Below are 14847 nucleotides of genomic sequence, written 5' to 3' on the forward strand. Positions count from 1 at the left end.
AATTCACGACTTGCCCTCTTCTGCCACGCGAATCCCCACTTCGGCGCACAGCGCCAGGAAGTTGGGGAACGAGGTGGCGACATTGGCGCAGTCGTGAATGCGGATCGGCGCACTGGCGCGCAGCGAGGCCACACTGAAGGCCATGGCAATGCGGTGGTCACCATGCCCATGCACTTCGCCGCCGCCCAACTGGCCGCCGTCGATGATGATGCCGTCCGGGGTCGGCTCACACTTGATGCCCAAGGTGATGAGGCCATCGGCCATCACCTGGATGCGATCGGACTCCTTCACGCGCAGCTCTTCGGCGCCACGCAGCACGGTACGCCCTTCGGCGCAGGCAGCAGCCACGAACAAGACCGGGAATTCGTCGATGGCCAGCGGCACCAACGCTTCAGGAATGTCGATACCCTTCAGCTTGGCACCGCGCACACGCAGGTCGGCCACTGGCTCACCGCCCACTTCACGCTGGTTTTCCAGGGTGATGTCGCCGCCCATCAGGCGCAGGATGTCGATCACGCCGGTACGGGTCGGGTTGATGCCGACATGCTCCAGCACCAGCTCGGAGCCTTCAGCGATAGACGCTGCCACCAGGAAGAACGCTGCCGAGGAAATGTCAGCCGGCACTTCGATGCGGGTAGCGGTCAGCTTGCCACCGGACTGTAGCGAGGCAACCGGGCCATTGCTGTCGACCGAGTAGCCAAAACCGCGCAGCATCCGCTCGGTGTGGTCACGGGTAGGCGCAGGCTCGGTGACAGTGGTCTTGCCTTCGGCGTACAGGCCGGCCAGCAGCAGGCAGGATTTGACCTGGGCGCTAGCCATCGGCAGCGTGTAGGTCAGCCCTTTGAGCTTGTGGCCACCACGGATGGTCAGCGGCGGGCGGCCGTCCGGGCCGGTCTCGACCACAGCCCCCATTTCGCGCAGCGGGTTGGCCACACGGTTCATCGGGCGCTTGGACAGCGAGGCGTCGCCGGTCATGGTCACATCGAACGACTGACCGGCCAACAGGCCCGACAGCAGGCGCATCGAGGTACCGGAGTTACCCACGTACAGCGGCCCTGGTGGCGGCTTGAGGCCATGCAGCCCCACGCCGTGAATGGTCACAAGACCGTGGTTGGGGCCTTCGATGACCACACCCATATCACGGAATGCCTGCAGGGTCGCCAGCGCGTCTTCGCCTTCGAGGAAGCCTTCGACCTCGGTAGTACCTTCGGCCAGCGAGCCGAGCATGATCGAGCGATGGGAAATCGACTTGTCGCCCGGTACACGGATCCGCCCGTTCAGGCGGCCACCCGGTTGGGCCTGGAAAATCAGATCGTTGGCGTTCATAGCGTCCACATAGGCCCGGCGGGCCAGGATTTTACTGAAATGCTCGCGGGCAGCCCGTGCGCGGGTGAATACACCCAGCAGCTGGTGCCCATCCCCTTCAGCGATCGCGTCGCGCAAGGCGTCGAGATCGCTGCGATATGTATCAAGTGTGCGCAGGACAGCGTCGCGGTTGGCGAGGAAGATGTCATGCCACATGGTCGGGTCGCTGCCGGCGATTCTTGTGAAATCGCGGAATCCACCCGCAGCGTACCGGAAGATCTCGAGGTTTTCATTGCGTTTGGCCAGCGAGTCGACCAGGCCGAAGGCCAGCAGGTGTGGCAGATGGCTGGTGGCGGCCAGTACTTCGTCATGGCGCTCGACCGACATGTGCTCCACATCGGCATCCAGCGCACGCCACAGGCGGTCAACCATGGCCAGCGCGGCGGGGTCGGTTTCGGCCAGCGGCGTGAGGATGACCTTGTGCCGGCGGAACAAGGTGGCGTTGGAGGCCTCTACCCCGCTCTGTTCGGAACCGGCGATGGGGTGACCCGGGACGAAGCGCGGCAGGCGCGCACCGAAGACGGCGCGTGCCTCACGCACGACGTTGCCCTTGGCACTGCCGACGTCGGTGATGATTGCATCACCCAGGTCGAGCACGGCCAGGCGCGCCAGGACTTTTTCCATGGCCAGGATCGGTACGGCCAGCTGGATGACATCGGCCCCCACGCAAGCGGCGGCGAGGTCTTCTTCGCAGCGGTCGACCACCCCCAAGGCCACAGCCTGCTTGCGCGAGGGGGCATCCAGGTCGACACCGACCACTTCACGGCACAGGCCGCTCTCACGCAGGCCCTTGGCGAACGAGCCACCGATCAGGCCCAGGCCGACCACGACCAGACGGTCGATGATGGGTGCGGGTTTGGTTTTTGCTGCATTTACCACTGGTGCGAACCCTGTTCAGAAATCTAGGTAGCCTGTGAGGGCCATTGGGGCCGCGGCGCGGCCCTTTGCGGGCTCGCCCGCTCCCACAGAGATCGGCATCACATGCTCACTGTGGGAGCGGGCATGCCCGCGAAGGGCTGCAAGGCAGCCCCAAGGCCCCTGAATCAAAGCACCGCCTTCGGATAAGAGCCCAGCACCTTCAGCGCCACAGCCTCCTGGCTGATCTGCTCGAGCACCGCCTTGATCAGCGGGTCGCGGTGGTGGCCGACGAAGTCGATGAAGAACACGTAGGTCCACTTGCCGCTGCGCGACGGGCGGGTCTCGATACGGGTCAGGTCGATGCCGTTCTGATAGAACGGCACCAGCAACTCATGCAAGGCACCTGGCTTGTTGCTCATCGAAACGATGATCGAGGTCTTGTCGTCGCCGGTCGGCGGTACTTCCTGGTTGCCGATCATCAGGAAGCGCGTGGAGTTGTCCGGGCGATCTTCGATCTTCTCGGCCAGACGGGTCAGGCCGTACAGGTTGGCCGCCATGTCACCGGCGATCGCCGCCGAATTCCACTCGCCCTTGACCCGCTTGGCCGCTTCGGCATTGCTCGATACGGCTACGCGCTCCACGTTCGGATAGTGCGCGTCCAGCCACTTGCGGCACTGGGCCAGCGACTGGGCGTGGGAGTAGATGCGGGTGATGCTGTCGGTCTTGGTGTTCTCGCCCACCAGCAGGTGGTGGTGAATACGCAGCTCGACCTCACCGCAAATCACCATGTCATGCTCGAGGAAGCTGTCCAGGGTGTGGCTGACCGCACCTTCAGTGGAGTTTTCCACCGGCACCACACCGAAGTTGACGGCACCGGCCGCCACCTCACGGAACACTTCGTCGATGGCCGCCATCGGCCGACTGATCACCGCGTGACCGAAGTGCTTCATGGCCGCAGCCTGGGTGAATGTGCCTTCAGGGCCGAGGTAGGCGATTTTCAACGGCTCTTCCAAGGCCAGGCACGACGACATGATTTCGCGGAACAACCGCGCCATCTCTTCGTTGCCCAGCGGGCCTTTGTTGCGCTCCATCACGCGCTTGAGCACCGCAGCTTCACGCTCGGGACGGTAGAACACCGGCTTCTCGCCTTCTTTCAGCGAGGCAGTCTTGACCCGGGCAACTTCTTCGGCGCAGCGGGCGCGGTCGCTGATCAGCTCGAGGATTTTCTCGTCGAGGCTGTCGATGCGCACGCGCAGCGCCTTGAGCTCCTGTTCGGACATATCAGCCATGCTCCTTCTCGAATTCAGCCATGTAGCCTACCAGCGCTTCTACCGCTTCCAGGCCCAGGGCGTTGTAGATGGAGGCGCGCATGCCGCCAACCGAACGGTGGCCCTTGAGGTTGAGCAGGCCACGCGCGTCGGCGCCCGCGAGGAAGGCCTTGTCCAGGCGCTCGTCAGCCAGGCGGAACGGTACGTTCATCCACGAACGGGCGTTGACGCTGATCGGGTTGGTGTAGAACTCGCTGCGGTCGATGAAGCCGTAAAGGCGATCTTTCTTGGCACGGTTGCGCTGCTCCATGGCATCAACACCACCCTGCTCTTTCAGCCACTCGAAGACCAGACCCGAGAGGTACCAGGAGTAGGTGGCCGGGGTGTTGTACATCGACCCGTTGTCAGCCGAAACCTTGTAATCGAGCATGGTCGGGCAACTGCTGCGGGCATGGCCCAACAGGTCTTCGCGCACGATCACCACCACCAGGCCGCTTGGGCCGATATTCTTCTGCGCGCCGGCGTAGATCAGGCCGTACTGCGACACATCGATCGGGCGCGAGAGGATGTCGGACGACATATCGACCACCAACGGCACGTCACCGGTCTGCGGCACCCAGTCAAACTGCAGGCCACCGATGGTCTCGTTGGACGCATAGTGCACGTAGGCAGCGTTTTCGGTCAGGTTCCACTCGTTCTGGCCGGGGATGGCCAGGTAGTCGTAAGGCTTGGCAGTGGCGGCGACGTTGACGTTGCCGAAACGGCGCGCTTCCTCGATGGCCTTTTTCGACCAGATGCCGGTTTCGATGTAGTCGGCAGTGCCGTTTTCCGGCAGCAGGTTCAGCGGGATTTCAGCAAACTGCTGGCTGGCGCCCCCTTGCAGGAACAGTACCTTGTAGTTGGAGGGGACGGACAGCAGGTCACGCAAGTCCTGCTCGGCCTTTTCGGCGATGGCCACATAATCGTCGCTGCGATGGCTCATTTCCATCACCGACAAGCCCTTGCCACGCCAGTCCAGCATCTCGGCCTGTGCGCGCTGCAGGACAGCGTCAGGAAGCGCGGCAGGGCCTGCGCAGAAGTTAAAGGCTCGTTTGCTCACATCCACTCTCGCTCTGCCAAATAGAACAAAAACTATCACATGGGTTAGCAGCGACCCTGTGGGAGCGGGCGAGCCCGCGAACACCGGCAAAGCCGGTGCCATCTACCGCAGTGTCTGCTTCGCGGGCATGCCCGCTCCCACAAGGTCGGGCTTTGCCAGCTGTTATCAGTCAAACGGGGCGACCTTGGTCGCCCCGTTCGGGTTTCACGCTTGATTACTCTTGCGGGGCCTCTTCGGCGCCTGCAGCTTCGTCTGGCGCTTCGGCTTCGACACCCTCCTCGTCCGTCTCGATCACTTCATCGAGTTCGTCCTCGGACGGCTCCTGGATACGCTCCAGGCCCACCAGCGTCTCATCGGCCGCCAGCTTGATCAGCGTAACACCCTGGGTGTTGCGGCTCAGGCTGGACACCTCGCCAACCCGGGTGCGAACCAGCGTGCCCTGGTCGGAAATCAGCATGATCTCCTCGCCTTCCTGCACCTGGATAGCACCGATCAGCAGACCGTTGCGCCCCTTGGTACCCATGGCGATCACACCCTGGCCACCGCGGCCGCGACGCGGGAACTTGGACAGCGGAGTGCGCTTGCCAAAGCCACGCTCGGAGGCGGTGAGGATCTGCGAGCCGGACTCCGGGATCAGCATCGAAATGATCTGCTGACCTTTGCCCAGCTTCATGCCGCGTACACCACGGGCGTTGCGACCCATTTCACGCACGACGCTCTCGGCAAAGCGGATGACCTTGCCAGCGTCGGAGAACATCATGACTTCCTTGGCACCATCGGTAATGGCCGCGGCAATCAGGGTGTCGCCTTCTTTCAGCTTCAGGGCGATCAGGCCGTTGGAGCGCGGACGGGCGAACTGCACCAGCGGGGTCTTCTTGACGGTACCGGAAGCGGTCGCCATGAAGATGTATGCGCCGGTCGGCTCTGCAACCCACTCCGGGGTGTCGCCGTCTTCTTCGTCGACTTCCTCGGCCTCTACCAGCTCACCCTCGAGCACGGTGTCATCAGCTTCTTCCAGTTCTTCGTCGAGGTCGGCGTTCTGCTGCAGCGCTTCGAGGTCGATCTGCAGCATGGCGGTGATGCGCTCACCCTCCTCCAGCGGCAGCAGGTTGACCAGCGGACGCCCACGGGCAGCGCGGGACGCTTCGGGGATTTCGTAGGTCTTCTTCCAGTACACCTTGCCCTTGCTGGAGAACAGCAACAGGGTGGCGTGGCTGTTGGCGACCAGCAGGTGCTCGATGTAGTCCTCGTCCTTCACGCCGGTCGCCGACTTGCCTTTGCCGCCGCGGCGCTGGGCCTGGTAGGCGGACAATGGCTGGGTCTTGGCATAACCACCATGGGAGATGGTGACCACGCGCTCTTCTTCCGGGATCATGTCGCCGTAGTTGAGGTCGTGGCTGGCGTTGAGAATTTCGGTGCGGCGGGCATCGCCGTACTCGGCACGGATGGCCTCCAGCTCCTCGCGAATCACTTCCATCAGGCGCTCGGCGCTGCTGAGGATGCGGATCAACTCGCCGATCTGCTCGAGGATTTCCTGGTACTCGGCCAGCAGCTTCTCGTGCTCCAGGCCGGTCAGGCGGTGCAGGCGCAGGTCGAGAATGGCCTGGGCCTGTTCCGGCGACAGGAAATACTTGCCGTCATGCAGGCCGTACTGCTCCGGCAGGTCCTCAGGACGGCAGGAGTCGGCGCCGGCGCGCTCGACCATGACCTGCACGGCACTGGATTCCCACGGCGTGGAAACCAGGGCTTCCTTGGCTTCGGACGGCGTCGGCGAGGCCTTGATCAAGGCAATGACCGGATCGATGTTGGACAGCGCGACCGCCTGGCCTTCAAGGATATGGCCGCGTTCACGGGCCTTGCGCAGCTCGAATACCGTACGACGGGTCACCACTTCACGACGGTGACGCACGAACGCTTCGAGCAGGTCCTTGAGGTTGAGCAGGCGCGGACGGCCGTCGACCAGGGCCACCACGTTGATGCCGAATACGCTCTGCAGCTGGGTTTGCTGGTAGAGGTTGTTGAGCACCACCTCCGGCACCTCGCCGCGACGCAGCTCGATGACGATGCGCATGCCGTCCTTGTCGGACTCGTCGCGCAGCTCGGTGATGCCTTCGATCTTCTTCTCTTTGACCAGCTCGGCGATCTTTTCGATCAGGCGCGCCTTGTTCAGCTGGTACGGCAGCTCGGTGATCACGATCTGCTGGCGACCGCCAACCTTGTCGATGTCTTCGATCTCGGAGCGGGCGCGCATGTAGATGCGGCCACGGCCGGTGCGATAGGCCTCGATGATGCCCTGGCGACCGTTGATGATGCCGGCAGTCGGAAAGTCCGGGCCAGGGATGAACTGCATCAGCTCATCGATGGTGACTTCCGGGTTGTCGATGAGCGCCAGGCAGCCATCGATGACCTCGCCGAGGTTATGCGGCGGGATATTGGTCGCCATGCCCACGGCAATACCGCTGGAACCGTTGACCAGCAGGTTGGGAATACGCGTCGGCATGACCGCCGGGATCTGCTCGGTGCCGTCGTAGTTGGGCACCCAGTCGACGGTTTCCTTGTGCAGGTCGGCCAGCAGTTCGTGGGCCAGTTTGGTCATGCGCACTTCGGTGTATCGCATGGCAGCAGCGTTGTCGCCGTCCACCGAACCGAAGTTGCCCTGACCGTCGACCAGCAGGTAGCGCAACGAGAACGGCTGGGCCATACGCACGATGGTGTCGTAGACCGCAGTGTCGCCGTGCGGGTGGTACTTACCGATCACGTCACCGACCACACGGGCAGATTTCTTGTATGGTTTGTTCCAGTCGTTGCCCAGTTCGCTCATCGCATAGAGAACGCGGCGATGCACGGGCTTCAAGCCGTCACGCGCATCGGGCAGCGCTCGCCCGACAATCACGCTCATCGCGTAGTCGAGGTAAGACTGTCTCAGTTCGTCTTCGATATTGACCGGGAGGATTTCTTTGGCCAGTTCGCCCATGAGAAGCCTGATTCCTTTTTCTGGTGAAACTTCGCAGCTCCATCAAGGGCCGAACGAAGCTCGCCGCCGCAGCGCATAAGGGTGCGACGACTTACGACAAATCAATGAGTTGTGCCATGGATCTGCGCAATGAAGGCCGCCGTGATGGGCGGTCTTGGAAACTGCCGGATGTTATCACAAACGCGGGGGCGGTGGGGAGAGGTGGCAGTTGGTCTCAGCCGCGTTTGAAACCTGGTTTTTGTATTGCCTGCACCGGCCTCTTCGCGGGCTCGCCCGCTCCCACAGGTTCACCACAGCCCTAAGGCCATGCGATATCCCTGTGGGAGCGGGCATGCCCGCGAAAAGGCCGGTGAGGCGATACAAAATCAGTGCAGGCGCTTGCGGCAAATCAACTGGGCCAGTTTGGCGGTATCCGGGCGCTCGACAATACCCCGCTCGGTCACGATAACGTCAATCAGGTCGGCCGGGGTCACATCGAACACCGGGTTGAATACCTCGACACCCGGCGACACCCGGGTACCGCCGAAGTCCAGCCACTCGTCGGCGTCACGTTCCTCCAGCGGGATATCCTCGCCCGTGGCCAGATTCAGGTCGATGCTGGTGCTCGGCGCCACCACCATGAAGCGCACGCCATGGTGCATGGCACTGACGGCCAGCTGATAGGTGCCGATCTTGCCGGCCATGTCGCCATTGGCAGCGATACAGTCCGCCCCCACCACCACCCAGGTGATGCCCTTGGTCTTCATGAGGTGGGCCAGCGCAGAGTCGGCACAAAGGGTCACCGGGATGCCCTCATTGGCCAGCTCCCAGCCGGTCAGGCGCGAGCCCTGCAGCCAAGGGCGAGTCTCACCGGCATAAACCCGCTCAACCATGCCCTCCAGGTAGCCGGCACGGATCACCCCCAGCGCAGTGCCAAAGCCGCCAGTGGCAAGGGCGCCAGCGTTGCCGAAGGTGAGCAGGGCCTGGGCATTGCCCTGATGACGACGGATCAGTTCGATACCCTGCTGGGCCATGGTCAGGTTGGCCTCACGGTCGCTTTCGTGAATGGCCACCGCTTCGGCCTCCATCGCTGCCAGAACGTCTTCTTCCGGACGCAGGCGCTGCAGGCGCTCGCGCATGCGGTTCAGCGCCCAGAACAGGTTGGCGGCGGTAGGACGCGCCTCGGCAAGGGTGAGAAAGTCGTCTTCAAGGTCCATTTCCCAATCGCCGCCTTCGGCGAGCCGCTCTTCAAGGGCCAGTACCAGGCCGTAAGCTGCGGCAATACCGATTGCCGAGGCGCCACGCACCGCCATGTCGCGGATGGCTGCGGCCACCTGCGCAACATTGTCGCAGGCCAGCCAACGCTCCTCCGACGGCAGCAGGCGCTGGTCGAGCAGGTGCAAGGCGCCGCCCTGCCAGCGGATCGCGGTCACCTTCTCCGCCGCCAAAAGTCGCTCGCGCATTGCCTCTCCCCGTCATTCGGATATCAAAAGCCGGCGATTATAGCGACCCTCGGGGCCGAGCGCTCGGGTATACTCCGACGCAATTTTGCGAAGTTTCAGAGGACTGTTCAATGAGCAACGTCGACCGCGCCGAAATCGCCAAGTTCGAAGCGCTGGCCCACCGCTGGTGGGACCGCGAAAGCGAGTTCAAGCCGCTGCACGAAATCAACCCGCTGCGCGTCAACTGGATCGACGAGCGCGCCAGCCTGGCCGGCAAGAAAGTGCTGGACGTGGGTTGCGGTGGCGGCATCCTCAGCGAAGCCATGGCCCTGCGCGGCGCCACGGTCACCGGTATCGACATGGGCGAGGCGCCACTGGCGGTGGCCCAACTGCACCAGCTGGAGTCGGGCGTGCAGGTGGAATACCGGCAGATCACCGCCGAAGCCCTGGCCGAGGAAATGCCTGAACAGTTCGACGTGGTCACCTGCCTGGAAATGCTCGAGCACGTGCCCGACCCATCTTCGGTGATTCGCGCCTGCTACCGCATGGTCAAGCCTGGCGGCCAGGTGTTCTTCTCCACCATCAACCGCAACCCCAAGGCCTACCTGCTGGCCATCGTCGGCGCCGAGTACATCCTGAAGATGCTGCCGCGCGGCACCCATGACTTCAAGAAGTTCATCCGCCCCTCCGAGCTGGGCGCCTGGAGCCGCGATGCCGGCCTGCAGGTGAAGGACATCATCGGCCTCACCTACAACCCGCTGACCAAGCACTACAAGCTCAGCAGCGACGTCGACGTCAACTACATGATCCAGACCCTGCGCGAGGAATAAGCATGCGTTTGCGAGCAGTACTCTTCGACATGGACGGCACCTTGCTGGACACGGCGCCAGACTTCATCGCCATTTGCCAGGCCATGCTCGCCGACCGCGGGCTGCCGGCCGTTGACGACAACCTGATCCGTGGCGTGATCTCGGGTGGCGCCCGCGCCATGGTTGCCACTGCGTTCGCCATGGACCCGGAGGCTGACGGCTTCGAGACCCTGCGCCTGGAGTTCCTCGAGCGTTACCAGCGCGACTGTGCGGTGCACAGCAAGCTGTTCGAGGGCATGGCCGAGCTGCTGGCCGACATCGAGAAAGGCAACCTGCTGTGGGGCGTAGTCACCAACAAGCCGGTGCGCTTCGCCGAGCCGATCATGCAACAGCTGGGCCTGGCCGAGCGTTCGGCACTGTTGATCTGCCCGGACCACGTGAAAAACAGCAAACCCGACCCCGAGCCACTGATCCTGGCCTGCAAGACGCTGAACCTGGACCCGGCCAGTGTGCTGTTCGTCGGCGACGACCTGCGCGACATCGAGTCTGGCCGCGACGCAGGCACCCGCACGGCGGCAGTGCGCTACGGCTATATTCATCCAGAGGACAACCCCAACAACTGGGGTGCCGACGTGGTGGTGGACCACCCACTGGAACTGCGCAAAGTGATCGACAGCGCGCTGTGCGGCTGCTGAACCCAGACCGATGACCGGGCACCGCCTCTTGTAGAAGCGGGTTTACCCGCGAATGCGCCAGCCCAGACAACACTGGCACCTGATCGGACGCATTCGCGGGTAAACCCGCCCCTACAATAGGCCCAGGCCGCCCACACGAACTCGAAGGACAGAACCATGTTCGACTACACCGCCCGCCCCGACCTGCTGCAAGGCCGGGTCATCCTGGTTACCGGTGCCGGCCGTGGCATTGGTGCCGCGGCTGCCAAGGCCTATGCCGCACTGGGTGCCACCGTGCTGCTGCTGGGTAAGACCGAGGCCAACCTGAACGAGGTCTACGACCAGATCGAAGCCGCCGGTCACCCGCAGCCGGTGGTCATCCCCTTCAACCTGGAAACCGCCCTGCCAAACCAGTACGACGAGCTGGCGGCGATGATCGAAGGCCAGTTCGGCCGCCTCGACGGCCTGCTCAACAACGCGTCGATCATCGGCCCGCGCACGCCGCTGGAACAGCTGTCAGGCGACAATTTCATGCGCGTGATGCACATCAACGTCAATGCTACCTTCATGCTCACCAGCACCCTGCTGCCACTGCTGAAGCTGTCAGAAGACGCTTCGGTGGTGTTCACCAGCAGCAGCGTCGGGCGCAAGGGCCGGGCTTACTGGGGCGCCTATGGCGTGTCGAAGTTCGCCACCGAGGGCCTGATGCAGACCTTGGCCGATGAACTGGAAGGCGTGGCGCCGGTGCGCTCCAACAGCATCAACCCAGGCGCCACGCGCACGGCGATGCGGGCCCAGGCCTACCCCGGCGAGAACCCGCAGAACAACCCGCTACCCGAGGAAATCATGCCGGTGTACCTGTACCTGATGGGGCCGGACAGCACAGGGGTGAACGGGCAGGCGTTCAACGCCCAATAAACCTGCACTGGCCTCTTCGCGGGCTTGCCCGCTCCCACAGGCACTGCGCAGCCCTCAAGGACTGAGCCATACCTGTGGGAGCGGGCAAGCCCGCGAAGAGGCCGCTACAGGCGAACGATCAGCCGGCTGCCAACACCGGCCGCATACGGCCTTGCTGGCGCCCTTCCAACTGCATGCAGCGCTCCAGGAACAGGAACATGCAGTCGTAACTCTTGCAGATCGCCCTGCGCAGCTCGGTCCGCAAGCCCAGTGTCGGGTTCTCACCGGCCAGGGTACAGATGATTTCCAGCGCCTCCCACGGGTGCGCATCGTCATACTGGGCATGCATCTTCAGCCACTTCATCGCCCGCTTGCGCCCTTCTTCAGGGAACCCCTGGGCATAGGTGTCGGTCGAGCACACCACCGCCGACCATTCACCGGTCGCGCCTTCGATGGCGTAGTTGGTCGCCGCCATCGAAATGGCCAGGTTCTCGGTGGCACACACCCGCCAGCACCAGTCGTTCAGGCCGTTCAGCTCAGGCGGCACTTCTTGCGCCTGCAACTCGTGCAGGTGCACACCGTGCGCCTGGCACCAGTTCACCCAGTAGTCGGCATGGTTGAGCTCGACGCGGATGTTGCGCATCAGCCAGCGCCGCGCCATGTCCTCGCCCTGGTGCCGGCCATAGCGGGTTTTGGTCAGGTTATGCGCCATGTACAACGAAAACTGCTCCACCACCGGCCAGCCACCGATCAGGTACTGACGGATGGTCGATTGCTTCAGCTGGCCATCGCGTAGACGAGCATAAAACTCATGCTCAACTACCCGGCGCTTGCTCTCGCGGCAGTCTTCAATCAGCTGCTGGGCCCATTGGGGGTAACTGGCGGGGTCCATCAAAGGCCCGATACGAACGAATGCATCAATCACTTTCAGCTCCTTGATCCTTGTGATTTCCAACTAGCGAAACGTGCCAGGTGCTCGCTGCAACAGAGGCCGGGCGGCTATCCGTTGGCGCTGCAGACTGTCACAGGTGAACACCTGGGGGCGTTCGATCAGGTAGCCCTGGGCGTAATCCACGCCTATTTCCTGCAAGGCCTGCTCGATCAAGGGTGTTTCGACGAACTCGGCAATAGTGCGTTTACCCATCACATGGCCGATATGGTTGATGACCTCGACCATGGCCCGATTGACCGGGTCGTCGAGCATGTCCTTGACGAAACTCCCGTCAATCTTCAGGTAGTCCACGGGCAAATGCTTGAGATAGGCGAACGACGACATGCCGGCGCAAAAATCATCAAGCGAGAAACGGCACCCCAGCCCTTTCAGCTCGTTGATGAAGCGAATAGCGCTGCCCAGGTTGGCAATGGCGCTGGTTTCGGTAATTTCAAAACAGATCATGCGCGGCGGAATGGCGTATTCGACGAACAACCGTTGGAGGTATTCAAGGAACTTGTCGTCGCCAATGCTGGACCCCGACAGGTTGATCGCACAGGTCGACAACGGACCTTCACGCCCTTCTTCCAGGCACTGGTGTATGACCATGAACACGTTGCGCACCACCCAGCGATCCAGCGCGGTCATCAGGCCGTAGCGCTCGGCCGCCGGGATGAAGCTGCTGGGCAGGATGGTGCGGCCGCTTTCGTCGTGCAGCCGCAACAGAATTTCGATATGACCCGGGCCCTCGAAGGTTTTAAGCGGGGCGATTTCCTGGGCGTAGAGGCAAAAGCGGTTTTCTTCCAGGGCCACATGCAAGCGCTGGATCCAGGCCATTTCGCCAAACCGCATGGACAGTTCGCTGTCGTCGGCGTGGTACACCTGCACCCGGTTACGGCCCTTTTCCTTGGCCATGTAGCAGGCCATGTCGGCGGCACGCAGCGAGGCCTCCAGGGTGCCAGGGGCCTGGGCCATGTGCACCAGGCCGATGCTGACCGTGGTCACGAACGGCCGCCCTTTCCATACGAAGTGCAGGCTCTGCACCAGCTGACGCAGTTGTTCGGCAATGCGCTCGGCCTGGTCGGGCGGGCAGTTTTCCAGCAGCACGCCAAATTCATCGCCGCCCAGCCGCGCCAGCGTATCGCCCTCACGCAGGCCGGATTGCAGCACAGCACAGATGTGTCGCAGCAACTCATCGCCGGCCGCGTGGCCACAGGTGTCGTTGACTAGCTTGAACTGGTCGAGGTCGAGGAACATCAGCGAATGCCGCCCAGCCTGGCGTGCCAGGTCATTGAGCACCTGCTCCAGGCGGTATTCGAACTCGCGGCGGTTGGCCAGACCGGTCAGGGCATCGTGGGTCGCCTGCCAGGACAGATTGGCGATGTACTGGCGTTCCTGGGTCATATCGTGCAGCACCAGCACGATGCCACTGACCTGGCCATCACTGACAATCGGCGAGCCTACCAGGTTGATCGACACGGTACTGCCGTCCAGGCGCTGGATCAGCCGGGCATGCTCGGAGCCGCCCTTGAGGCTGCCGCTGAACACCTGTTCGACCAGGCTGCGGCCGTCATCCTCGGCGTGTTCATCCACCAGGCTGAACAGCGCCGACAGTGGCAGGCCCTGGGCCTGGCCGGATTGCCAGTGGGTCAATTGTTCGGCGGCCGGGTTCATATAGCCGATATTACCCTCGACATCGGTGGTGATCACCGCATCCCCGATGGCCTGCAGGGTAATCTGCGCACGCTCTTTTTCTTGCTGCAGGGCGCTGGCAAAGGCCTGGCGCTGGGCCAACAGCTTGCTGGAGCGGCCCCAGGCAATCGCTATCAGGAACATCGCGGTCAGCAGGTTGGTGATCAGCAGCACCCGCAGCACGACGCGCGAGCCCTCGCCCAAGGCATCACTGAAGGCCTTGGCCGCCGGGGTCACGCCTTCGTTGATGGCGACAATGCGGGCCTTCCACTCGCTGACGGTGTCGGCATCCACCGGGCCACTGGCAAAACGCTGGCGCATTTCACCGGCCAGTACATCTAGCTTGGCCAGATAGTCGTCGCCGATGTCCCAGTAATCGATGGCTGTCTGCATATAGCTGACATGGCGAAAGTTGCGGTAGAACCAGATGATACGCGTGACATCGTCAGGGTGGTTGCCACCTTGCAGTACCGCCTGTCGCGCGGCGTCCAGATCAGGGCTGGGGTGGTCGAGCACCTCGCGCAGGCGATGGTCACCCTGAGGCACGGTAATGGCCTGGCGATAACGTTGGTAGGTGCTGTCGTCGCGCGTCTCGCTGTACAGATTGAGGTAGTAGATGGCATCTTTCTGTGCCTTGGACCACAGGCTTTCGCCCGCGACATAGGCGCGCACGGCCGAGAGCGTGTAAAGGCTGAGGCTGCCCAACGCCACCTGAAGGACCACTACGGCGATGAAAGGCCATGTGATGCCGAGCAACTTTGGCGCTTCGAGTGTGCGATTTCCCTTCATGGAGTCCCTGTCACAGAGCAGATAAGGCGTAAATCGACCCAGACAAGCACAGCGTAGGCCATTTGCCATT

10 protein-coding genes are annotated in these 14847 nt (G+C 62.9%); 3 read left to right on the forward strand and 7 right to left on the reverse strand.

Translation table 11 applies throughout. The features are described from left to right. Window positions 1-3 precede the first annotated feature (3 nt). From INQ47_RS19720 to mtnA, 5 genes are all read right to left on the reverse strand, one after another. Window positions 4-2211 (reverse strand): bifunctional prephenate dehydrogenase/3-phosphoshikimate 1-carboxyvinyltransferase, encoded by a 2208-nt coding sequence (locus tag INQ47_RS19720; RefSeq protein ID WP_404702422.1) that lies wholly within the window; start codon window positions 2209-2211, stop codon window positions 4-6. A 197-nt stretch (window positions 2212-2408) separates the two neighbouring features. After that, window positions 2409-3503, reverse strand: coding sequence for a prephenate dehydratase (pheA, locus tag INQ47_RS19725; RefSeq protein ID WP_003252669.1), 1095 nt, complete (start codon window positions 3501-3503; stop codon window positions 2409-2411). Between the two features lies 1 nt (window position 3504). After that, window positions 3505-4590 (reverse strand): 3-phosphoserine/phosphohydroxythreonine transaminase, encoded by a 1086-nt coding sequence (serC, locus tag INQ47_RS19730; RefSeq protein WP_101195972.1) that lies wholly within the window; start codon window positions 4588-4590, stop codon window positions 3505-3507. A gap of 214 nt (window positions 4591-4804) precedes the next feature. Next, window positions 4805-7564, reverse strand: coding sequence for a DNA gyrase subunit A (gene gyrA / locus INQ47_RS19735; protein ID WP_404702389.1), 2760 nt, complete (start codon window positions 7562-7564; stop codon window positions 4805-4807). 365 nt (window positions 7565-7929) lie between these two features. Beyond that, window positions 7930-9006, reverse strand: coding sequence for an S-methyl-5-thioribose-1-phosphate isomerase (mtnA, locus tag INQ47_RS19740; RefSeq protein ID WP_404702390.1), 1077 nt, complete (start codon window positions 9004-9006; stop codon window positions 7930-7932). 110 nt (window positions 9007-9116) lie between these two features. Here mtnA and ubiG point away from each other — a divergent pair, with 110 nt between their 5' ends. From ubiG to INQ47_RS19755, 3 genes are all read left to right on the forward strand, one after another. Next, entirely contained in the window at window positions 9117-9815 is a 699-nt protein-coding gene (ubiG, locus tag INQ47_RS19745; protein WP_284355209.1) for a bifunctional 2-polyprenyl-6-hydroxyphenol methylase/3-demethylubiquinol 3-O-methyltransferase UbiG, read from the forward strand. A 2-nt stretch (window positions 9816-9817) separates the two neighbouring features. Next, window positions 9818-10489 carry an N-acetylmuramic acid 6-phosphate phosphatase MupP gene (mupP, locus tag INQ47_RS19750; RefSeq protein ID WP_252458803.1) on the forward strand — a complete coding sequence of 224 codons (672 nt, stop codon included), beginning with the start codon at window positions 9818-9820 and terminating at the stop codon, window positions 10487-10489. Window positions 10490-10645: 156 nt separating this feature from the next. Beyond that, a complete protein-coding gene (locus tag INQ47_RS19755) occupies window positions 10646-11386 on the forward strand; it encodes a YciK family oxidoreductase (protein WP_404702391.1) in 741 nt (246 codons plus the stop codon). 118 nt (window positions 11387-11504) lie between these two features. Here the strand turns inward: INQ47_RS19755 and INQ47_RS19760 are convergent, their stop codons facing one another. Continuing rightward, window positions 11505-12290: a TenA family transcriptional regulator gene (locus INQ47_RS19760; protein WP_404702392.1), complete on the reverse strand. Its 786-nt coding sequence runs from the start codon at window positions 12288-12290 to the stop codon at window positions 11505-11507. Between the two features lie 30 nt (window positions 12291-12320). Further along, on the reverse strand, window positions 12321-14777 hold the full coding sequence (locus tag INQ47_RS19765) for an EAL domain-containing protein (protein ID WP_252458802.1): 2457 nt from the start codon (window positions 14775-14777) through the stop codon (window positions 12321-12323). Window positions 14778-14847 lie beyond the last annotated feature (70 nt).

The organism is Pseudomonas sp. 3HC3 (genome assembly GCF_044904505.1).
GTDB classification, from domain to species: domain Bacteria; phylum Pseudomonadota; class Gammaproteobacteria; order Pseudomonadales; family Pseudomonadaceae; genus Aquipseudomonas; species Aquipseudomonas putida_Y.